This window comes from Agrococcus lahaulensis DSM 17612, assembly GCF_000425105.1.
In the GTDB taxonomy this organism is placed as follows: domain Bacteria; phylum Actinomycetota; class Actinomycetes; order Actinomycetales; family Microbacteriaceae; genus Agrococcus; species Agrococcus lahaulensis.
Genome location: NZ_AULD01000005.1, coordinates 829623 through 851024, shown reverse-complemented (window position 1 = coordinate 851024; position 21402 = coordinate 829623). Strand labels below are relative to the sequence as shown.

The 21402-nt window shown below is 72.5% G+C and carries 20 protein-coding genes and 1 tRNA gene; 6 read left to right on the top strand and 15 right to left on the bottom strand.

The features are described from left to right. Positions 1–31: 31 nt before the first annotated feature. The 4 genes from mgrA to H508_RS0104695 all read right to left on the bottom strand — a co-directional run bounded on the left by mgrA (position 32) and on the right by H508_RS0104695 (position 3471). Positions 32–1099, bottom strand: coding sequence for an L-glyceraldehyde 3-phosphate reductase (mgrA, locus tag H508_RS0104710; protein ID WP_026373216.1), 1068 nt, complete (start codon positions 1097–1099; stop codon positions 32–34). Further along, the gene (locus tag H508_RS14585; protein ID WP_051222695.1) at positions 1096–1563 is read right to left on the bottom strand and encodes a hypothetical protein; all 468 of its coding nucleotides are present in this window, start codon (positions 1561–1563) and stop codon (positions 1096–1098) included. Before H508_RS14585 ends, mgrA begins: the two co-directional genes overlap by 4 nt. A 73-nt stretch (positions 1564–1636) precedes the next feature. Then, entirely contained in the window at positions 1637–2176 is a 540-nt protein-coding gene (locus H508_RS0104700) for an NUDIX hydrolase family protein (protein ID WP_026373215.1), read from the bottom strand. 59 nt (positions 2177–2235) lie between these two features. Beyond that, positions 2236–3471 carry a hypothetical protein gene (locus tag H508_RS0104695; protein WP_156905981.1) on the bottom strand — a complete coding sequence of 412 codons (1236 nt, stop codon included), beginning with the start codon at positions 3469–3471 and terminating at the stop codon, positions 2236–2238. 70 nt (positions 3472–3541) lie between these two features. On the opposite strand from H508_RS0104695, the gene H508_RS0104690 reads away from it, so the two are divergent. Beyond that, positions 3542–4156: an alpha/beta hydrolase gene (locus H508_RS0104690; protein ID WP_026373213.1), complete on the top strand. Its 615-nt coding sequence runs from the start codon at positions 3542–3544 to the stop codon at positions 4154–4156. A 37-nt stretch (positions 4157–4193) separates the two neighbouring features. Then, positions 4194–4880, top strand: coding sequence for a LysR substrate-binding domain-containing protein (locus H508_RS0104685; RefSeq protein ID WP_026373212.1), 687 nt, complete (start codon positions 4194–4196; stop codon positions 4878–4880). A gap of 223 nt (positions 4881–5103) precedes the next feature. On the opposite strand, the gene H508_RS0104680 is transcribed toward H508_RS0104685, so the two are convergent. The 3 genes from H508_RS0104680 to H508_RS0104670 form a co-directional block, all read right to left on the bottom strand. Continuing rightward, positions 5104–5194: transfer RNA gene (locus tag H508_RS0104680), tRNA-Ser, on the bottom strand. Between the two features lie 51 nt (positions 5195–5245). Beyond that, positions 5246–5758: a GNAT family N-acetyltransferase gene (locus H508_RS0104675; protein WP_026373211.1), complete on the bottom strand. Its 513-nt coding sequence runs from the start codon at positions 5756–5758 to the stop codon at positions 5246–5248. Next, the gene (locus H508_RS0104670) at positions 5755–6123 is read right to left on the bottom strand and encodes a VOC family protein (RefSeq protein ID WP_021010953.1); all 369 of its coding nucleotides are present in this window, start codon (positions 6121–6123) and stop codon (positions 5755–5757) included. Before H508_RS0104670 ends, H508_RS0104675 begins: the two co-directional genes overlap by 4 nt. A 103-nt stretch (positions 6124–6226) precedes the next feature. On the opposite strand from H508_RS0104670, the gene radA reads away from it, so the two are divergent. Continuing rightward, complete coding sequence (gene radA, locus H508_RS0104665; protein WP_026373210.1) at positions 6227–7585, top strand: DNA repair protein RadA; 1359 nt, start codon at positions 6227–6229, stop codon at positions 7583–7585. Positions 7586–7625: 40 nt separating this feature from the next. Here radA and H508_RS0104660 read toward each other — a convergent pair whose 3' ends face one another. The 5 genes from H508_RS0104660 to H508_RS0104640 form a co-directional block, all read right to left on the bottom strand. Then, on the bottom strand, positions 7626–8282 hold the full coding sequence (locus tag H508_RS0104660) for a hypothetical protein (RefSeq protein WP_051222693.1): 657 nt from the start codon (positions 8280–8282) through the stop codon (positions 7626–7628). A gap of 28 nt (positions 8283–8310) precedes the next feature. Continuing rightward, positions 8311–8841, bottom strand: a complete 531-nt coding sequence (locus H508_RS0104655; RefSeq protein ID WP_051222692.1) for an amino-acid N-acetyltransferase — start codon at positions 8839–8841, stop codon at positions 8311–8313. Between the two features lie 19 nt (positions 8842–8860). Next, complete coding sequence (locus H508_RS0104650) at positions 8861–9421, bottom strand: dihydrofolate reductase family protein (RefSeq protein WP_026373207.1); 561 nt, start codon at positions 9419–9421, stop codon at positions 8861–8863. Between the two features lie 71 nt (positions 9422–9492). After that, positions 9493–11700, bottom strand: a complete 2208-nt coding sequence (locus H508_RS14580) for a bifunctional metallophosphatase/5'-nucleotidase (RefSeq protein ID WP_051222690.1) — start codon at positions 11698–11700, stop codon at positions 9493–9495. A gap of 160 nt (positions 11701–11860) precedes the next feature. Continuing rightward, positions 11861–14341: an ATP-dependent Clp protease ATP-binding subunit gene (locus H508_RS0104640; protein ID WP_026373206.1), complete on the bottom strand. Its 2481-nt coding sequence runs from the start codon at positions 14339–14341 to the stop codon at positions 11861–11863. 182 nt (positions 14342–14523) lie between these two features. On the opposite strand from H508_RS0104640, the gene H508_RS17800 reads away from it, so the two are divergent. The 3 genes from H508_RS17800 to H508_RS0104625 are packed head-to-tail and all read left to right on the top strand — an operon-like array spanning position 14524 to position 16753. Beyond that, complete coding sequence (locus tag H508_RS17800; protein ID WP_051222688.1) at positions 14524–15147, top strand: hypothetical protein; 624 nt, start codon at positions 14524–14526, stop codon at positions 15145–15147. After that, a complete protein-coding gene (locus tag H508_RS17795) occupies positions 15147–15395 on the top strand; it encodes a helix-turn-helix domain-containing protein (protein WP_026373205.1) in 249 nt (82 codons plus the stop codon). The genes H508_RS17800 and H508_RS17795 overlap by 1 nt, the downstream gene beginning before the upstream one ends. Before the next feature lie 26 nt (positions 15396–15421). Continuing rightward, positions 15422–16753, top strand: a complete 1332-nt coding sequence (locus tag H508_RS0104625) for a CPBP family intramembrane glutamic endopeptidase (protein ID WP_026373204.1) — start codon at positions 15422–15424, stop codon at positions 16751–16753. A gap of 28 nt (positions 16754–16781) precedes the next feature. Here the strand turns inward: H508_RS0104625 and H508_RS16605 are convergent, their stop codons facing one another. The 3 genes from H508_RS16605 to H508_RS14565 form a co-directional block, all read right to left on the bottom strand. Beyond that, positions 16782–17072: a hypothetical protein gene (locus H508_RS16605; protein ID WP_051222686.1), complete on the bottom strand. Its 291-nt coding sequence runs from the start codon at positions 17070–17072 to the stop codon at positions 16782–16784. Between the two features lie 63 nt (positions 17073–17135). Then, positions 17136–18188 (bottom strand): type II glyceraldehyde-3-phosphate dehydrogenase, encoded by a 1053-nt coding sequence (locus H508_RS0104615; RefSeq protein ID WP_026373203.1) that lies wholly within the window; start codon positions 18186–18188, stop codon positions 17136–17138. Next, positions 18185–21379, bottom strand: a complete 3195-nt coding sequence (locus tag H508_RS14565) for a beta-phosphoglucomutase family hydrolase (protein WP_245569443.1) — start codon at positions 21377–21379, stop codon at positions 18185–18187. Before H508_RS14565 ends, H508_RS0104615 begins: the two co-directional genes overlap by 4 nt. Positions 21380–21402 lie beyond the last annotated feature (23 nt).

The following is a 21402-nucleotide window of genomic DNA, read 5'->3' as shown; positions in this document are numbered from 1 at the left end:
GGGGGGGGGCGCCGGAGGCCGGCGAGCGGCGTCAGTCGCGCGAGTCGCGCGAGTCGCGCGCCCCGGCCCACAGGTCGACGCCCGGCTCGTCGCGCGCGAGCTCGTCGATCGCCGCGAGCTCGTCGTCGCCGAACGAGAGCCCGCCGAGCGCGGCGATGTTCTGCTCGAGCTGCTCGAGCCGCGACGCGCCGATCGTGAGCGACGTCATGCGCTCGTCGCGCAGCGCCCACGCGAGCGCGAGCTGCGCGAGCGACTGCCCGCGCGACTCGGCGATGCGAGCGAGGCCGCGGATGCGCTCGGCCGCCTCGGGCGAGAGGGTCGCGTCGAGCGATCCCCGCGCGCTGCCGAGCGCGGCCCGCGACCCCTCGGGCACGCCGTCGAGGTACTTGCCGGTCAGGAGCCCCTGCGCGAGCGCGGTGAAGCCGATGACCCCGATGCCGAGCTCGCCCACGGCGTCGAGCAGACCATCCGTCTCGATCCAGCGGTTGAGCATCGAGTACGACGGCTGGTGGATCGTGAGCGGCGTGCCGAGCGAGTCGAGGATCGCGTGGGCGCGGCGCGTCTCCTCGGCCGAGTAGCTCGAGACGCCGACGTAGAGCGCCCGGCCCGAGCGCACGATGTGGTCGAGCGCCGCCATCGTCTCCTCGAGCGGCGTCTCGGGGTCGGGACGGTGGTGGTAGAAGATGTCGACGTAGTCGAGCCCCATGCGCCGCAGCGACTGGTCGAGGCTCGCGACGAGGTACTTGCGGGTGCCGCCGAAGCCGTAGGGGCCGGGCCACATGTCCCAGCCGGCCTTCGTCGTCACGAGCACCTCGTCGCGGTGCGCGCCGAGGTCGCTCGCGAGCACGCGGCCGAAGTTCGACTCCGCCGCGCCGTAGGGCGGGCCGTAGTTGTTGGCGAGGTCGAAGTGCGTGACGCCGCGGTCGAAGGCGCCGAGGATGAGCTCGCGCTGCCGCTCGAGCGGCACGTCGTCGCCGAAGTTGTGCCACAGGCCGAGCGTGAGCAGCGGCAGCTTGAGGCCGGAGCTGCCGGCGCGGCGGTACTGCATCGCGCCAGGCCGGTCGGCGTCGTAGCGGGCGGGATCGGGCTGCCAGCTCATCGTGCGGCTCCTTCGGGCTCGGCGCGCGGGGCGCGCGCAGCGGTCTCGGCCGCGACGAGCGCGTTCGTCGCGCCGCGCAGGGCCACGGCCGCGGCGCACGCCGCCGCGCACGCGGGGCTGTGGAAGTCGATGCCGAGCTCGGCGAGCTCGTCGACGACGCGGCCGGCGACGAGCAGGTCGGCGGCGTTCGGCCGCAGGCTCCCGTCGCCCCAGCGGTCCCCCGCCGCGACGATCGCGATCGAGGCGCGGTCGCCGAGCCGCACCTGCTCGTCGAGCACGGCGCGGGCGACGTCGGATGCGTTGGCGAGCGTCGCGTCGAGCACGAGCGTCGTGCGCGGCGCGCGGTCCTGCAGCTCGGCCGACTCGGGGCCCCGGTCGGCGTCCGCGATCACGATGACGTCGGCCGCCGCCGCGTCGATGCCGGCGGTGCCCCATTCGAGGGTCACCTGGTACTCCGCGCTCATGCGCCCAGCCTACGGAGCGCGACCCTGCGCATCCGCCCTGTGTCGTCCCGAGTCAGCGCCGCGTCGCCGCGAGTCAGCGCAGCGCGCCGCAGTGCGCGAGTGCCGCGCGCACGAGGCTGCCGCGGCCACCCTCCATCTCGCTCGTGACGAGCTCTGACGCGGCGGCCTCGGGGCTCAGCCAGGTGAGCTCGAGCGCGTCCTGCCGCGGGTCGCACGTGCCCGTGACGGGCACGATGTAGCAGAGCGAGACCGCGTGCTGGCGCTCGTCCGAGAAGATGCCGTCGCCCGGGAGCGGGAAGTACTCGGCGATGTGGAACGGCACGGGGCTCGCGGGCAGCTGCGGGAACGCCATGGGCCCGAGGTCCTTCTCGAGGTGCCGGTAGAGCGCGTCGCGCACGCGCTCGCCGCGCATGACGCGGCCCGAGACCACCGTGCGGGTCATGACGGCCTGCTCGTTCATGCGCAGCAGCAGGCCCACCTCGGTCACTTGCCCCATGCCGTCGAGCCGCACGGGGATGGCCTCGACGTAGAGGATCGGCAGGCGCTCGCGCGCGTGCTGCAGCTCCTCGTCGCTGAGCCATCCGGGGTTGGGGTCGGGGGTGCGCACGGCCATGCGCCCCATTCTGCCCGGACGACCCTCCAGCCGCTCGGAGGTGGCGGATGCGTGGTCGGCTACGGGCGCAGGCGACGGCCCGAGCGGTCGGCCCAGAGCGCGAGCGCGAGCCACGCGGCGACGACGACGAGCGCGAGCACGACCGAGGGGATGTCGCCGAGCCGCGCGAAGGCGCCGACCGGGTCGGGGTCGGGCAGCGCCTCGAGCAGGGCGCGCAGCGCGAGCGTCGTCGCGACCGCGAGCAGGCTGATGCGGCCGACCGCGGCGAAGGGCTCGGCGAGGGCGCCGAGCGTCGAGGTGCCGCCACGGAGGTCGGTGTCGATGACCGGATGCGCGACGGTCGCGAGCACGGCGGCGAGCGTCGCGACGCCGAGGGTGAGGGGCGGCGTCCAGATCGCGGCGGCCGGCTCGAGCGCCTGCTGCCCCCACATCGTCGGCGTGAAGTAGGCGATGACCCCGAGCACCGCGAAGAGGGTCGCCGCGAGCAGGCCGAAGCCGATGACGCGCGGCCGCTGCCGGCCGGTGACGCTGCGGGCGCGGAGGAAGCCGTGCACGAGCGCGGCGCCCGCCGCGGCGGGCACCGCGAGGCCGAGGCCCGCGACGACGGTCGTCACCGCCTGCACGACGAGCGGGTCGGCGGGCACGCCTGCCGCGTCGGCGACGCCGCCGACGAGGAGCGTCGCGGGGCTGCACACGTCGCTCAGCGCGCCGCACAGCCCGCTCGAGAGCCACAGCGCGCCCGAGCCGACGAGCGCGATGATCGCGAGCGCCGCGACCCACGCCGACCAGCTGCGCGCGAGCAGCCCGAGGAAGCCGAGCGCGGCGATCGCGACCGCGAGCTGCAGGAGCGGCCCGGCCACGGGCATCCGCTCGAGCCCGCCGAGCGTGCCGGCTCCCGGATCGAACGGCACGCCGGCGACGGCGCCCGCGATGAGCGCCGCGAGGGCCGAGAGCAGCAGGCCGAGGCCGAGCAGCAGCAGCGCGCGCAGCGCGACGCGACCTCCGGACGTCCAGTCGCGGTGCTGCGCCATCGCGAACGCGCACCCGGCGATGAGCGCGAAAGCCGGCATCGCGAGCGCGTCGATGCCGATCGCGCCCCACGGCTCCGAGGCGGGCACCGGCCGGCGCGGCGCGGCGAGCCACGCGACGGTCGCGAGCACGAGCAGCCCGCGGGCGGCGTCGAGCGAGACGACGCGGCCGATCCGCTTGCCGCGCGCCGGCCGCCGGGGTGCGCGGCGGGCGCCCCGCCCGCCGGCCGCGGGCATGACGCGCGTCGTCGCCGATGTGCTCGTCACGGGTGCGCCTCCATGCTTCGAGGCTACTGTCGAGGGGAGCGGCGCGGCGGGCGCCGGAGAGGAGCGCGAGATGCAGCAGATCGACGCGGATGCGGTGCAGTGGCGCGAGGGCACGGGCGACGAGCTGCTCGTCGTCATGCACGGCATCGGCTCCCACGAGGGCGACCTGTTCGGGCTCGCGCCGCACCTGCCCGCCGAGCTGACGATCGCGTCGCTGCGGGCGCCGATCCCCTACGGCGGCGGCTTCGCGTGGTTCGACTTCTCGCCGATCGACAGCGACGACGACGCGGGCATCAACGCGACCGCCGAGGGCGTGCTCGCGTGGCTCGACGGGCTCGAGCGGCACTACTCGCGCGTGCACCTGCTCGGCTTCTCGCAGGGCGGGGCGATGGCGGTGCAGCTCGCGCGGCTCGCGCCCGAGCGCTTCGCGTCGATCGCGCACCTCTCGTCGTTCGTGCACGCGGGCGAGCTGCCCGGCGACGCCGAGCTCGCGGCGCGCGAGCCGCGCCTGCCGCTGCTCACGACGATCGGCGAGCTCGACGACGTCATCCACAAGGACAAGATCGCCCGCTCGGCGCCGTGGCTCGACGCGCACTTCGACGTCGACCGGCGCACCTATCGGCGCGCGCACACGATCGTGGGCGAGGAGCTCGCCGACGTCGTCGACTTCCTGCAGCGGGTCTGAGCGATCCCTCGCCGGGCGCGGGCGGCAGGATGGAGGCATGGAACGGTTCCGGCTGGGCGGCGTGCCGGGCGTGACGCCCGCGAAGTGGATGCGCGTGTGGGCGCAGCGCGTGCCCGAGGTGCCGATCGAGCTCGTCCCGCTCGACGAGTCCGACGCGATCGCTGCCCTGCACGATGACCGCGCCGATGCCGTGCTCGCCCGGCTGCCGATCGAGGCGGAGGGCATGCACCGCGTGCCGCTCTACGACGAGCTCGCGGTCGTCGTCGCGGCCGTCGGCCACCCGATCGTCGCGTTCGAGACCGTGACGCTCGCCGACCTCGAGGGCGAGCAGCTGCTCGAGTCGGGCGACCTCTCCCCCGCGCAGCTGCTCGAGGTCGTCGCGACCGGCGTCGGGCTCGCGATCGTGCCGATGTCGGTCGCGCGCGCCCTCGGCGGTCCGAACACGCGCCACCGGGTGGTGACGGATGCGCCCACCACGACGATCGCGCTCGTCTGGCCCGAGCGCGCCGACTCCGCGCTGCACCAGGAGCTCATCGGCATCGCGAAGGGCCGCCGCGCGGCATCGTCGCGCGGCCGGGAGCGCGAGCACCGCGTCGAGCCCGGCAACGCCGCGACCGGCGCGAAGCCCCGCCCCTCGAAGCCGAAGCCGTCGCCCGCCCAGCGCCCGCGCAAGCGCGGCGGCCACGGCCGCGGCGGCCGCCCCGGCCCCGGCGGCCGCCGCTGACTGGAGCGGCGCGACCGTCGCCCGGCGCAGAGCGCGACGCGGGCCCGAGCGCAGAGTTCCGGCACTCTGCGATCTAGCAGCCGCCGGGCAGCAGAGTGCCGGCACTCTGCGATCTAGCAGCCCCTGGGCAGCGGAGTGTCGGCACTCTGCGGGCGCGCGGGCGCGGCACGCGCCTCGGGAACGGCGAAGGCCCCGCGCTCTCGCTGAGCGCGGGGCCTCCCGCTGGCGGTGACGGTGGGATTTGAACCCACGGTGGAGGGTTACTCCACACGACTTTTCGAGAGTCGCACCTTCGGCCGCTCGGACACGTCACCAAGGGGATAGCGTACACGCGCTCGGAGCCGCTCGCGAACCGGCGCCGACGATCAGGGCTGGAGCACCTTCACGCGGCGCACCTCGTGCAGCCCCTCCTCGACCTTCTCCCCGCCGTCGAGGTGCCAGCCGTGCGCGTCGTAGAACGCGGCGGCACGCGCGTTGCCGTCCAGCATCCACAGGTAGGCGCGTCGGTGGCCGTCGGCGATGAGCCGCCGCTCCGCCTCCGCGAGCAGCGCCTTGCCGACGCCCCGCGACCAGCGCTCGCTGTGCGCGTAGATGGCGTAGAGCTCGCCCGTGACGCCGTCCAGCTCCTCGCGCGCCCGGCCGGCGAACGCCCACCCGACCACCTCGCCGTCGGCCACCGCGACGAGGTCGTGGCTGCCCGCATCCGCGTGGTGCTCGTCCCACCGCTCGACGCGGTGGGCGGTCTCGCGCTGCACGTCGAGGCGGTCGAGCACCTCCTTGGGCACGAGGCCGGAGTAGGCGGCCCGCCAGGTCTCGACGCGCACGCGCGCGATGCCTGCGGCGTCGCCGATCGTGGCGTCGCGGACGTGCGCGGTCATGCGGCCTCCTCCGGTGCGGCGTCGATGACGCAGAAGCGGTTGCCCTCGGGGTCCTCCATGATCACGTAGTCGGCGTCGGGCGGCCGCTTCGACCACTCGACGCGACGCGCGCCGAGCGACTCGAGCCGCTCGACCTCGGCGCGCTGGTCGTCGGCGTACAGGTCGAGGTGGATGCGCGGGGGCAGGATGCGCTCGCTCGGCACGGCGTCGAGGGAGACGTTCGGGCCGGCACCCGACCGCGGCCGCAGCAGCACGAAGTCGGGCTCGACCGGCTCGCGCGGCTCGTAGTCGAGCGCCGCGGCCCAGAATCGCCGCTGGCGCTCCAGGTCGCTGCACCGGATCACGATCGAGCCGACGGTCAGCATGTCCGCGAGCGTAGTGGGTGAACGGCGCTCATGACTCGCGATCTTGCACACTCGCGCTCGCGTCGCCGATCCGGTGTCGGCGGCGGCCGATAGCGTCGATCGCATGGCCAAGTCCCCCGCGTTCCGCTGCTCCGAGTGCGGCTGGACGACCCTCAAGTGGGTCGGGCGCTGCGGCGAGTGCCAGCAGTGGGGCACCGTCGAGGAGGTCGGCGTGCCCGCGAAGGGCGTCGCCGCGGCCTCGGTGCCCGCGTCGCGCGCGGCCCGGCCGATCACCGAGCTCGAGACCGCCGACGCCCCGCGCTGGCCGACGGGCATCGCCGAGTTCGACCGCGTGCTCGGCGGCGGCATCGTGCCGGGCGCCGTCGTGCTGTGCTCGGGCGAGCCGGGCGTGGGCAAGTCGACGCTGCTGCTCGCCGTCGCCGCTCGCGCGGCCGCGACCGGCCGCCGCGTGCTGTACGTCTCGGGCGAGGAGTCGCTCGCGCAGGTGCGGCTGCGCGCGGAGCGCACGGGTGCGCTCGAGCCGCAGCTCTACCTCGCGAGCGAGACCGACCTCGCGACGATCCTCGGCCAGCTGCGCGACACCGCGCCCGAGCTCGTCATCGTCGACTCGGTGCAGACGGTCGCGAACGCCGCGAACGAGTCGCTCGCGGGCGGGCCGAGCCAGGTGCGCGACGTCGCGGCAGCCCTCACGCGCGCGGCGAAGGCTGCCGGCGTGCCGCTGCTGCTCGTCGGCCACGTCACGAAGGACGGCTCCGTCGCAGGCCCCCGCGTGCTCGAGCACCTCGTCGACGTCGTCGCGCACTTCGACGGCGACCGGCAGACGGCGCTGCGCTTCGTGCGCACGTCGAAGAACCGCTTCGGGCCAACCGACGAGGTCGGCTGCTTCGAGATGACCGGTGACGGCATCCTCGAGGTCCCCGATCCCTCCGGCCTGTTCCTCTCGCGCTCGGCCACGCCGCTCGCCGGCACGTGCGTGACGATCGCGCTCGAGGGCCGCCGCGCGCTCCCGGTCGAGATGCAGGCGCTCGTGGTGCCCGCATCGACCGCCCAGCCGCGGCGGGTCGTGAACGGCGTCGACTCCTCGCGCGTCGCGATGGTCATCGCGGTGCTCGAGCGGCACGCCGGCATCGCGCTCGGCAACCAGGACGTCTACGTCTCGACCGTCGGCGGCATCCGCGTCACCGAGCCGGGCGCCGACCTCGCGATCGCGCTCGCGATCGCGAGCGCGTTCCGCAGCACCGCCCTCCCGCGTGAGCTCGCCGCGGTCGGCGAGATCTCGCTCGCCGGCGAGATCCGGGCGGCGTCGGCGGCGAAGCGGCGGGCGGCCGAGGCGCGCAGGCTCGGCTACTCGCGGGTCGTCGACGAGGGCGTGGCGCTCGTGCGGAGCGCGGTCGTCGAGACGCTCGCGGCGGGCCGCTGTGAGCGGCAGCACGATCCGCTCGAAGCCGTGCCGGGATTCTGAGCCGCGGCTCCCTCCTCGGCACCCGCGGCCGCCGCGCGCGTCACTCGAGGATGAACTGCCGGCTCTCGGCACTCGCGTAGTCGCCCACCCGCACGCTCAGGCTGTAGGCGGCGCCGCCCGCCGTCACCTGCGGGCGCTCGGCGGTGCACGTCTCGACCGACGACGCCGTGCGGTCCCACTCGATCGGCACGGTCGACTGCGGCGTCGCGGGCTCGAGCTGCACCATGTTGTCCTGGACGTCGGCGGCGCAGTCCGTGTAGCGGTAGACGACGTCGTCCCCCGTGCGGATCTCGTACTCCTGCACGGCGGTGCCGGCGTTGAGCGAGCACGCGCTCTCGCCGGTGTTCTCGATCGTGAACGACAGCAGCACGGGCTCGCCGGCGGCATAGGTCGAGCGGTCGGTCGTCGGGGTGATGCGCACAGCCTCGGGCGCGCACGGCTCCCCCGGGGCAGCGGTCGGGCTGCCGCCGATGGGCGTGAACGGCGTCGTCGGGGTCGGGGTGGGCGTCGCCGACTCGGCGGGCGCGGCGCTCGCGCTCTCGCTCGGCGCGGTCGCGGGCGGCGGCGCCTCGGCCGGCGCCCACGGCCTCCAGACGAGCAGCGCGACGACGGCGATCACGATGACGAGCACGATGCCGAGCAGCGTGCGGCGCCGGCGCACGGCGGCGCGGCGCTTGGCGGTCATCGGCGTGCTCACCGATCCAGGGTAGGCGCCGGGCGCGGGCTCACAGCCGCTTGAGCATGCGTGTGTTGCCGAGCGTGTTGGGCTTCACGTGCGCGAGGTCGAGGAACTCGGCGACGCCGCCGTCGGCGGAGCGCAGCAGCTCGACGAAGACCTCGGGCTCGACGACCTGCTCGGCGACCTCCTCGTAGCCGTGGCGGCTGAAGAAGTCGGTCTCGAACGTGAGGCAGAACAGCCGCGTCAGACCGAGCCGACGCGCGCGCTCCTCGAGGTCGACGAGCATCGCGTGGCCCACGCCCTTGCCGAGCGCGCCCTCGGCGACGGCGATCGTGCGCACCTCGCCCAGGTCCTCCCACATGACGTGGAGCGCGCCGCAGCCGACCACCTCGCCGTCGCGCTCGGCGACGACGAACTCCTGCACGGCCTCGAAGAGCGTCACGAGCTCCTTGCCCAGCAGGATGCGTCGGCGCACGTAGGGCTCGATGAGGTCGCGCATCGCGCGCACGTCGCTCGTGCGCGCTGCCCGCACGGTGAGCTCGGAGCGATCGGGGGCAGGTGCGGGTGCGTCGGCCATAGGGATCGAGCCTACGCCCCTACCCGTTCGAGCCCACCCTGTAGACGAGCCGCGCGAACTGCCCCACCTGCCGGACCTCGACGAGCGTGAGCCGGTCGGACTCGACCCGGCGGGGCATGAGCGGCGCGCCGCTCGGCAGCGCGACCGGCGCGACCGAGATCGCGACCTCGTCGAGCGCGCCCGCGTCGAGGAACTGGCCCGCGAGATCGCCGCCGCCCACGACCCAGATGTCGCCGTCGCCGGCCGCCGCCCGCAGCTCCGGCAGCGCGTCGGCGACTGAGCCGCGCAGGAAGCGCACGTCGGAGCCCTCCGGCACGGGCAGCTCGCGGCTCGTGAAGACGAACGCGGGCCGCTCGCCCGCGAAGTCGCGCCACTCCTGCTCACGTCCGGTCGCGTGCCACTCGCGGAGCATCCACTCGAAGGTGTGCGAGCCGAGCACCATCACCGTCGCGCCTGCCGGCAGCAGGGAGTCGTCGGGATCGGTGCCGCCGTCGACGGCGAAGAGCCACGCGAGCGAGTGCTCGTCATCGGCGATGAACCCGTTGAGCGTCGTCGCGGTGTCGAAGATGATGCGTGCCATGGGCGCGACGCTAGACCGCCCCGCCCACGCGGACGGGGTCCGGGCCGAAGCCCGGACCCCGTCGAGCCGCGTCATCGGATCGACGCGTGCCCATGGCGGTGGTGGCCCTTGTGGTGACCCCAGCCGTTGCCGTTGCCGTGGGAGCTGTGCCCGTTGCCCTGGCCGTGCCCGTAGGCGTTCCCGTTCCCGTTCCCGTTCCCGGGGCCCGGCTCGGGCGCGGCCGTCCCGGCAGTGACCTGCACCTGGAACGGGATCAGCGTGCCGTTCGATGCGCGCAGCACGAACGCCTCCGGCGCGGTCGAGCCGTCCTGGCGCGCCGTGCCGGGCGTGAACGTGACGGCGGCCGTCGTCGAGAGCGGCTTGCCCCCGGCGTCGGCCACGACGGTGACCGCGCCCGACCCGACGACTGCGCCGGCGGCGTCGAGCACCTCGACGGCCGTCGAGGCCTCGGCGCCGAGCGAGCGGATGCGGTCGATGAGCGAGACCTGCACGCTCACCTCGGCACCGGCCTCGACGACCTCGGGCAGGCCGGCGATGTCGACGTGGCGCACCGAGTAGTCGGGGGCGAGGCGCGGGTTGTCGGCGAGGTAGGCCAGCAGCGCGTCCTGGTCGACGAGCCCGGAGTCGCGCTCGTCGGTGCCCTCGGCGAAGGCCCAGAAGTTGTCGCCGGGCGAGCCGCCGTTGACGCCCATGAGGAACGAGGCGCTCGCGATGCGGATCTCCTGCTCGGGCGTGACGAAGACGCCGTCGATCGCGATGTCGCTCACGCGGTCGTCGAGCGGGCGGCTCGGGTCGGAGACGTAGGTCACGTTGTCGCTCAGCCCGAGCTGCAGGTAGGTGCGGCCCGACGTGAGCGGCTCGCCTGCGGCGGTGCGCTGCCACTGCTGCTCGAGCAGCAGGTCGAGCTCCGAGCCGGTCATCGTGATCGTCCAGAGGTTGTTGATGAAGGGCAGCACGTTGTTCGCCTCGGCGAGGCGCACGACACCGTCCTCGGTCTCCGGGGCGGTCGCCGCGTAGAGCAGGCTGTCGCGCACGCCGCCGGGGTTGACGATGCCGATGTCGGCGCCGCCGCGGCCCTCGGGGGCGAGCTGGTCGCGGTACATGTTCGCGACCATCTGCGCCGCGGTCGACTCCTCGCCGCGGTTGCCGTTCGACAGCGCCGGCACCGTGATCGGGCCCGAGATCGTGCCGACCTCGACGTTGCCGATCACCGCGGCCTCGGCGACCGCCGCGTCGACGATCTCCTTGACCGCCGCGACGCGCGGGTACGCGGCGACCAGGTCGGCGGCAGGGGCCGTCGTGCGCGCGTGGTTCGTGAGCACTTCGACCGAGACGTCGAGCGACGCGCGGTCGACCGCGAGGACGACCTGGCCGACGAGGTTCGAGTACTCGTTCGACTGCACGACGGGACGCGTCTCGCCCGCGGCGCCCGGCACGGGCGCGAGCCACGAGTAGGTGCGGTGCGTGTGGCCGTTGAAGATGACGTCGACGTCGGCGGAGAGGCCGTTGACGATCTCGCCGAAGGGGCCGCCGGCGGCCGCGTCGGGGCCGAGGAGCGCCTGCTGCTCCTCCTGGGGAGCGTTGACCGGGAGGACGACCTGCGAGCCCTCGTGGATCTCGGCGACGATCACGTCGGCCTCGCCGTTCGCGTCGTTCCCGTCGGTGAGTGCCGCTGCGACCTCGTTGACCGCGGCCACCGGGTCGCCGAACTCGACGCCGACGATGCCCGAGCCGTCGACGAGCGACGGCGTGAACTCCGTCACGGCGCCCACGACGCCGACGGTGATGCCGTCGATCTCGACGAGCTCGTATGCGGGTCCGATCGGAGCGCCGTTCAGCGTGACGTTCGCCGAGAGGTAGGGGAACTCGATGAGGTCGGCGACGCGGCCGGTGAGGTCGTCGACGCCCTTGTCGAACTCGTGGTTGCCGACCGCGGCGGCGTCGACGCCCATGGCGTTCAGCACCTCGATCGTCGGCTCGTCGCCCTGCGAGGCGGAGGTGAAGGCCGAGGCGCCGATGTTGTCGCCGCCCGAGAGCAGCACGGTCTGCTCGGGGTAGTCGGCGCGCAGCTGCTCGATCGTGCCGGCGAACTGCACGGTCGTCGTCGCGTCGAGGCGGCCGTGGAAGTCGTTGAAGTGGAGGAGGTTGACGACCGCCGTGGTCGTCGGGTCGACGGTGATGGGCGCGGCGTTCGCGACCGTCGGGGTGCTCACGAGCAGCCCGACGCCCAGCGCGCAGGCGGCTCCGGCCGCGAGCGAGCGCTTCGCTTTGGTGTTCACAGGTTCTCCGAAGGCAAGGTGACAGGGGCGGTGCGACGCACCGAGACTGAGCCTATGGAGCGGGGGCGCTTCCCGCGACCCCTGATCGTGTCGGGACGGTGAACTCCCGGAGACGATGAAGAGGGGATCCCTCTCGGGATCCCCTCTCTCGTTCCGCGCGTCAGGCCTCGGCGGGCGCGAGCTCCGGCTCGTGCGGCTCCGGCGACGTGTGGGTGAAGACGAACTCGTCGTCGACGAAGTCGACCGTGACGTGCTCCCCCGAGCCCAGCTCGCCGTGCAGGATCTTCTCGCTCAGCACATCCTCGATCTCGTGCTGCACCGCGCGGCGCAGCGGCCGCGCGCCGAGCGCCGGGTCGTGACCGATGTGGATGAGCCGGCGCTTGGCCGCCTCGGTGAGCTCGATCGTCATGTCGCGGTCCATCAGTCGCTCGGCGAGGCGCTTGATGAACAGGTCGACGATCTGCAGCAGCTCCTCGGGGCTCAGCTGCGGGAAGACGATCGTCTCGTCGACGCGGTTGAGGAACTCCGGCTTGAAGTTCTTCTTGAGCTCCTCGCGGACCTTCGCGCGCATCCGCTCGTAGTCGCTCTCGGTCGAGCCCTCCATGACGAAGCCGACCGGGCCGCCCGAGATGTCCTTCGTGCCGAGGTTGGTCGTCATGATGATGACGGTGTTCTTGAAGTCGACCACGCGGCCCTGGCCGTCGGTGAGGCGGCCCTCCTCGAGGATCTGCAGCAGCGAGTTGAAGATGTCGACGTGCGCCTTCTCGATCTCGTCGAAGAGCACGACCGAGAACGGCTTGCGCCGCACCTTCTCGGTGAGCTGGCCGCCCTCCTCGAAGCCGACGAACCCGGGAGGGGCGCCGAAGAGCCGCGAGACGGTGTGCTTCTCGCTGAACTCCGACATGTCGAGCGAGATGAGCGCGTCCTCGTCGTCGAACAGGAACTCGGCGAGCGCCTTCGCGAGCTCGGTCTTGCCGACGCCCGTGGGGCCGGCGAAGATGAACGAGCCCGAGGGGCGACGGGGGTCCTTGAGGCCCGCGCGCTGACGGCGGATCGTCTTCGCGAGCACGCTCACGGCCTCCTCCTGGCCGATGACGCGCTGGTGCAGCGCCTTCTCCATGAAGACGAGGCGAGCCGACTCCTCCTCGGTGAGCTTGAACACCGGGATGCCGGTCGCGTTCGCGAGCACCTCGGCGATGACGCCCTCGTCGAGGATGCCCGTGTGGCCGCCGTTGCCGGAGCGCCAGTGCTTCTCGAGCCGCAGCCGCTCGCCGAGCAGCTCCTTCTCCTCGTCGCGCAGGCGCGCGGCCGCCTCGAAGTCCTGGCCCTCGATGGCGCCCTCCTTGCGGGAGCGGACGTCGGCGATGCGCTCGTCGAACTCGCGCAGCTCCGGCGGCGCCGAGAGGATCGACAGCCGCAGGCGCGCGCCGCCCTCGTCGATCAGGTCGATCGCCTTGTCGGGCAGGAAGCGATCCTGCACATAGCGGTCGGCGAGGTTCGCCGCCGCGACGAGCGCGCCGTCGGTGATCGTCACCTTGTGGTGCGACTCGTAGCGGTCGCGCAGGCCCTTGAGGATGTTGATCGTGTGGGCGACCGACGGCTCGTTCACCTGGATGGGCTGGAAGCGGCGCTCGAGCGCGGCGTCCTTCTCGAAGTGCTTGCGGTACTCGTCGAGCGTCGTCGCGCCGATCGTCTGCAGCTCGCCGCGCGCGAGGAGCGGCTTGAGGATGTTCGCCGCGTCGATCGCGCCCTCGGCGGCACCCGCGCCGACGAGCGTGTGGATCTCGTCGATGAAGGTGATGATGTCGCCGCGGGTGCGGATCTCCTTCGTCACCTTCTTGAGGCGCTCCTCGAAGTCACCGCGGTAGCGGCTGCCGGCGATGAGGCTGCCGAGGTCGAGCGTGTAGACCTGCTTGTCCTTGAGCGTCTCGGGCACCTCGCCCTTGATGATCGCCTGCGCGAGGCCCTCGACGACGGCGGTCTTGCCGACGCCCGGCTCGCCGATCAGCACCGGGTTGTTCTTCGAGCGGCGCGAGAGGATCTGCATGACCCGCTCGATCTCCTTCTCGCGCCCGATGACGGGGTCGAGCTTGCCGTCGCGAGCGGCCTGCGTGAGGTTGCGCCCGAACTGGTCGAGGATCTGCGAGCCCTTGGTGTCGGACTGCTGCGTCGCCTCGCCGCCGACGGTCGTCGACTCCTTGCCCTGGTAGCCGGCGAGGAGCTGGTTGACGGTCTGGCGCACGCGGTTGAGGTCGGCGCCGAGCTTGACGAGCACCTGGGCGGCGACGCCCTCGCCCTCGCGGATGAGGCCGAGCAGCACGTGCTCGGTGCCGATGTAGTTGTGGCCGAGCTGCAGCGCCTCGCGCAGGCTCAGCTCGAGCACCTTCTTGGCGCGCGGCGTGAACGGGATGTGGCCCGTCGTCTGCTGGCTGCCCGTGCCGATCATGTCCTGCACCTGCGCGCGGACGGCATCGAGCGAGATGCCGAGCTGCTCGAGGGCCTTGGCCGCGACACCGTCACCCTCGTGGATGAGGCCGAGCAGGATGTGCTCCGTGCCGATGTAGTTGTGGTTGAGCAGCTTCGCCTCTTCCTGAGCGAGCACCACGACTCGGCGAGCGCGGTCGGTGAACCTCTCGAACATCGCTGCCTCCCTTCCTTGGTCTCGAGCGTAGCCGCGGGGTGGGGGACGACGCCGCCGTGTTCGCTGTGGGCACGAACGACGGATGCGGCGGGCCCCCCGCGCGGTCCGGCCTGGTTTGCGCTGCTTATCGAGTTTCGATAATGTATCGACATTCGATAAGCGTTCGACCGAAGGAGGAGCCGATGGGCTCGCTCACCATCCGCCCGCAGTCCACGTCGCGCGGCGACACGATCCCGCTCGCGATCCTCATGCTCTCGGGGGCGGGCATCGCGACCTGGACGCTCGCGTCCGCCGCCGGGCGGATCGCCGAGCTCGTCGGAGGCGGTCCGGTGCGCGTGCGCGCGCAGCTCGCCGGCACGGACGCGGGAGCGCGCATCGCAGCGGGAGCGCCCGAGCTCCCGATCGAGATCGAGACCGCGCGGCTCGTCGTGCCGGACCCCACGATGACGACCGTGGTCCCGCTCGTGCTCGAGCAGGTGCTGCTCGGGCTCGTCGTGCTCATCGTCATCGCCTGCCTGCTCGCGGTCGCGGCGAGCATCATGCGCGGCCGCGTCTTCAGCAGCGCCAACACGAGGCTCGTCGGCGCCGCGGGCGCGGCCGCGCTCCTCGGCGCGTGGCTCGTGCCGCTGTGCGCGACCGTAGGGGCGAACGACGCGATCGCGCAGCTCCTCGGCAGCGGCCTCGTCGGGGCGGTGTTCGTGGTCGAGCCGTTCGCTCTCGTGTCGATCGCGTTCGTCGTCGCGATCGCCATCACCACGTTCGGCGTCGGCGACCGCCTGCGGCGCGACACCGATGGGCTCGTCTAGTGCCCGCCGAGGAGGACCTCTCGCGCCTGCACTGCCGGCTCGACGGGCTGCTCGAGGCGCGCGGCATCACCCTCACGGCGCTCGCCGAAGCGGTCGGCGTCAGTCTCGTCAACCTCTCGGTGCTGAAGAACGACCGCGCCAAGGCCATCCGCTTCTCCACGCTCATCGCGCTGTGCGACGCGCTCGAGTGCCAGCCGGGCGATCTGTTCGAGGTGCGTGCACACGGAACGCCTGGCTCGCCCCGATAGCCTCGGACGGACGTCGAAGGAGCACGGTGACCGATCAGCCCACCCAGCCCGAGCCCGGCCAGGCCCACTCCGCGCCCGCGGAGCAGCCGTTCGCGCCGGCGATCCACGGCCAGCAGCCCGCGCAGCCGGGCTACCAGCAACCGGGATACGCGCAGCCGTACGGTCAGCCGGTGCTCCCGCCCGCGCCCGCCGGCCAGCCGGGCTACGGGGGCTACGGGCAGCCGGCGCCGCAGGGCTACGGGCAGCCGGGCTACGCGCCGCAGGGCTACGGCCAAGGCAGCTACGCGGGGCCGGGCTACGCTCCGCAGGGCTACGGCTACGGGCCGGCCTTCGCTCCGCCGCCCGCCAAGCCGGCGCTGCTGCCGGCGGCGCTCCCGATGCCCGACCAGGCCTACGCGACCGCGTTCCGCCCGCTCACGAAGCGCGTCGGCCGCTGGTTCCTCGCGTGGGCGATCGCGATCGGCTTCTTCGCCGCCGGTCAGATCGTCATGCTCGCGCTCATCATGCCCGGCCTCGTCGACGCGCTGCTGAACCTCGACCTCGCTGAGGCGTCGACGAACCCCGAGTCCGCGACCTTCGACGCGCTCTTCGAGGTCATCGGCTCGCCGCTCGGCATGGCGGGCGTCAACCTCTCGTGGGCCTCGATGATCCCGGGCGCGATCGTCGCTGCCGCCGCCTTCGGCAAGGGCGCCGGCGGCTACGTCTCGAGCGTCGTCGGCCGCTGGCGCTGGCGCACGGTCGGCCGCGCGGCGATCGTGATCGTGCCGATCTTCGCGGTCTACATCGGCGTCACGCTCTCGCTCGACCCCAGCGTCGAGTGGCAGTGGAACCCCAACTGGGGGCTCGTCGCGATCATCCTGCTCACGACCCCGCTGCAGGCGACGGGCGAGGAGTTCGCCTTCCGCGGCTTCCTCACGCAGATGCTCGGCGGCTGGATCGCGAACCCCTGGGTCGCCTCGATCGGCATCGGCGCGCTCACGGGCCTCATCTTCGGCGCCGCGCACATGCACCCGTCGATCGCGGCGACGCTGCAGCTCTCGCTCGTCGGCTTCACGTGCTCGATGCTCACCTTCCGCACCGGCGGCCTCGAGGCCGCATCGGTGCTGCACACGGCGAACAACGTCTTCATCATGGTGCCGCTCGCGCTCACCGGCACGTCGGCGTTCTCGTCGCAGCCCGTCTCGGGCGACGACTGGCTCTCGTTCGGCATCGCCGTGCTCGCGCTCGGCGCGAGCTACCTCGCCGTGCACTTCTTCCTGCGCAAGGAGCAGCGCTGGACGAAGGGCGCGCCCGGCGCGGAGCTGCTGGTGCCGCAGGCGTCGCTCGAGCCCCAGGTCGCGGCGCCCGTCATGCGCTGACGCTGCGGCGTCGGCGGCCGCCGGCCGATCAGCGAGCCGGTTCGTCGGGCGCCGGCGTCGAGGCCGGTGCCCGCTCGGCCGCCTGCGCGCCCGGAGCCGCGCTCGGTGCGGCCGCGGACGCATCCGCCGTGCCCTGCTCCGCCGTCCCCTTGGGCGGCAGACCCGCCTTCGCGCGCTCCTCGGCCTCGATGCGGTCGTACTCGAGCCGGGCGGTGCGGTCGCCGCGGATGATGAACCGCAGCACCATCCAGAACAGCAGCCCGAGCACGATCGTCGGGATGAGCGAGAAGATCGCGTTCCCCCACCAGCTCTCAGGCATGCGGTGATCCTATCGCTCGCTGCGCCGCCCTGCGGGCGCCGCGAGCCGGCGACCCGGTCCGATTCACTTCGGCTGGCCGGGCGAAGGCGTCAGGAAGTCGCCCGTCATGCCGAGCGTCGCGTCGGTCATCCGCATCGAGGAGGCAGCGTCGGGCGCGCTCCCGGTCAGCGCACGGATCGCGTCGATGGTCTCCGGCACGACGATCGACTCGTTGTGGACCTGGTAGGTCAAGTACACCTCGTCGTCCTGCACGGTGACCAGATCCTCCCAGATCGCCACCTCCCACATGTCGCCCCGCGGTCGGCCGAGGTCACGCATGAGCTCGATCGTGGAGTTCAGCGCGACGAGACCGTCGGACATCCGGATGAACGCGACGCGCGGAGCGGCGCGGAACGCGTCGAGCACCTCATCCCGGGTCACCTGCTTCGTCATCCGAAGGGTCCAGTAGTGGTTGTGCGTCTCCGTGTGCGCGCCCTTCGCCGCGATGGTGACGAGGTCGAGCTCAGGCATCACCGTCTGCGCGTCCGGCCCTTGATGCGAGGGGATCCTCGCTTCCGGGACGACGGTGTTCATGATGCCGCCCAGGTGCGATTCCCATGGATCCGTGGCACGTCGGATCAGCACCCCTCGAGCGCTCGAGAGGAGGCCGGCGTCATGCAGCGCGCCCAGCACGCGCACGATGCTCGTCGTGTTGCACGACACGACCCGGGTGCTCTCGCGACCGAGCGCGCTCTCGTAGTTCGCCTGCGCGACGAAGGAGTGCCCGGTCGTCTCATGCGACTCCCCACCCTGGAGCACGAACTTGACCCCGGCATCCCGGTACCGCTGGATGTTGCCAGCCGCGACGCGCTTCGGAGTGGTGTCCACCACGATGTCGACCGCGCTGATGAGATCCTCCAGCGTGCCGGCGATGTCCAATCCAGCCGCACGCATGGCGCGCGCCGCGTCGTCGGTCGCGCCGAAGATCGGCGCCTTGCCTCTCGCGGCCATGATGCGCCAATCCGTCGCGACGTCGGCGACGCCGACGAGCTCCATGTCTGGCTGCAGCCGCACCGCGTCGGCGACCCGCTTCCCGATCACGCCGTATCCGTTGACGGCCACCCTGGTCTTGCTCATCGCCCATCCTCCCGGTTGGTTCGGTGTGTTGGATCCTGCGCGCTCGTCGCCGACCGCGCATCCCCGCGCGTCCCTCGCGCCAGCGGGAACCGCTCGCTCTCGCCTCCCGAGAGGAGCGCGAAGCGTCCCGCGACTCCGACCCGGACGGGAGGTGCGCCGCACGGCAGCAGCGAGACCGTCACGAGATCTCGGCTCAGGGACACGTCGATCCGATGGCCCCGGTAGCCGATCTGGAAGCCCGCATCCTCGAGGTGGCCGGGCAGGCGGGGATCGAGGATGAGCGCATCCGCCTCGGTCCGCAGGCCGGCGAAGGCACGGATCACGATGTCGATCGTCCCGGACATCGCCCCGAGGTGGATCCCCTCGCGCGTGGTGCCGCCCTGCGTGTCATCCAGGTCTGCGATCAAGGCCGCCCGGAACGTGGACCAAGCCTGCACCTCGTCGAATCGGGCCAGGACCGAGGCGTGCACGACACGGCTGAGCGTCGAGCCGTTCGCGGTTCGGGGGAGGTAGTACGCGATCGTGCGCTCGAGGTCCCGCTCCGAGCACTCGTAGCCGAGATGATGCAGCTGCTCGATCACGCCGGCGGGCCCGAGGAGGTAGATCAGCATGAGCACATCCGCCTGCTTCGAGAGCTTGTAGCGGTTGGCCATGTCGCCCTCGGCCTCGAGGATGAGATCGAGCCGCCCGATGTTGCCGTACGTGGCGCGGTAGCGCTGCCAGTCGAGCTCGAGCAGCTGCTCATAGCCGTCGAACTGGCTGATCACGCCATCGGCATGGAACGGCACAGCAAGACGGCTGCCGAGCACGGACCACATACGGATCTCGTCCGTCGTGATGTGCAGCCGGTCTACGAGGTCGTCACCGGGATGACCTCGCAGCTCCTCCAGCGCATCGGCGGCGCGGTCGCAGAGCCACGACACGAGCACGTTCGTGTAGGCGTTGTCGCGCAGGCCCTCGCCCGGCGCGTGCGGGTATCCATCGTGGTACTCGTCGGGCCCCATCACGCCGTCGATGTGGTATCTGCCCGTCTCGGGCTCCCAGCGTGCCGACGACGCGAACATCCGGGTGACCTCGACGATGAGCTCCGCACCGCGCGCTGCGAGCCAGTCCCGGTCGCCGGTGGCCTGGAAGTGCTGCCACGCGTTGAAGGCCACCGCGAGCCCGACATGGCGCTGACGGCTCGAGTTGTCCGGCATCCAGCGGGCCGAGCGCGTGTTGTACAGCTCTCGCGGGGTCTCCTCGCGTCCGTCGCTGCCGCTCTGCCAGGGGAAGAGCGCCCCCTCGAGTCCTTGCGCGCGCGCCGCGGCCCGAGCGGCATCCAGCCGCCGCCAGCGGTACTCCAGCAGCGCCTGACCGACCCGAGGGCATCGCAACCCGACGACCGGCATGACGAACAGCTCGTCCCAGAAGACGTGCCCCCGGTAGCCCTCGCCGTGGAGACCGCGGGCGGGCACCCCGGCATCGAGCGCTGCGCTGTGCACGGAGATGGTCTGGAGGAGATGGAAGACATGCAGGTTGAGGAGCAAGCGTGACTGCTGATCGGAATCGAGCGCGATCGCGAATCGATCCCACAAGCGCCGCCACGCCGCCACATGCTCGGTCAGCAGCGCCTCGAAGCCCGGGCGCCGACGGTCCAGCTCGGTCAGCGCGGCAGCGCCGGGGGACGCGATGGCACCGTCGCGGGAGGTGACCACGGCGACATCCTTGTCGATCGTGACCGGCAGGCCGTCCGCGAGCCGGAGGTCGAACTGCCGCCAGTGAGCCGCGCCGTCGCGCTCAGCGGCGCGTGGCGTCACGGTCGCATCGCCCGTGAGCGTGGTCCGAACGGCGAGCGCGATGCCGATCCGACTCTGCACGGTGCTGACTTCGCACAGCACCGTGTCGATGGCCGCCTCGGTGAACGAGGGGTCGGAGAGATGCCGGGTGCTGGCATAGGCGCGGACGTTGCCGTTCGCCACGGCCGCATCGATGCCGACCCGAACGCCGACGGCGCCGCTGAAGCCCTCGGCCGTGATGGTGGTCTCCAACCCCGCGAGGTGAGGGTTGTGCATCGCGACCAGCCGCCGCTGGAGGATGCTGAGTCGTTGGCCGGACTCTCCGATCAAGGTGGCTCGGCGCGTGAGGACCCCGCGACGCAGGTCGAGCTCGCTCCGCTCCTCCACGACTCGGATCCCCCCGCTCGACCACCACGGCCCATCCCCGATGCGGAGGTCGAGCGGCAGCCAGTTGGGGACGTTGACCAGGTGCTCCTCCTCGAGCGCGTGACCATGGATCACGCCGGTGGCACGGTTGTAGACCCCTGTCAAGTACGTGCCGGGATAGTGCACGCCGTCATCGTGATGCTCGGGACGCGCCCCTCGGGTCGCCATGTACCCGTTGCCCAGAGCGGTCAGCGCCTCGCGATGGCCCTCGTGCGCAGGGTCGAAGCCGTCGTAGACCAGGGTCCAGGAGTCGGCCTCGGTGGCGCCCAGGTCGAGCTGTGAGACGTCTCCCAGCACGACATCGGCGCCGGCCAGCTCGAGCTGCTCGCGGTTCCCCGTGCGGTCGATGCCGACCACGAGCCCGAAGCCGCCGCGTCGAGCAGCCTCGACACCGGAGACAGCATCCTCCACGACCGCCGCGCGCGCCGGCGGTACGCCGAGCAGGCGCGCCGCCGCGAGGAACATCGCCGGATCCGGCTTGCCCGGCAGCCGCTCCTCCGCAGCGGTCTGCCCGTCGACGATCACGTCGAACTCGACGTCGAGCCCGGCTGCAACCAGCGAAGCGCGAGCGTTGCGGCTCGCGGTGACAAGGCCCACAGGAACCCCGCCCGAGCGCAAGCGCTTCAGCAGGGCGACAGTTCCCGGATAGGCGGCTACGCCCGCGCGGCGCACCGATTCGAGGAACAGCACGTTCTTGCGCGCACCGAGCCCGTAGACCGACCACTCGTCCGGCCCGTCCTCTGGACTGCCGTCGGGCAGTCGGATGCCGCGCGACGCGAGGAACGCGACCACTCCATCCTCGCGCTGCCTCCCGTCGACGTAGCGCCGGTAGTCCTCACCCTCGTCGAATGGCCGTGCCGCATCGGCGGTCGAGAGCCGAGGATCTCGCAGGACCTCATCGAAGAGCTGCTTCCACGCCGCCGCGTGCACGACCGCGGTCTGGGTGACCACCCCATCCATGTCGAACAGCACCGCCTCGTAGGGCACCGCGGGCTCGTGGCGCGTCGGTT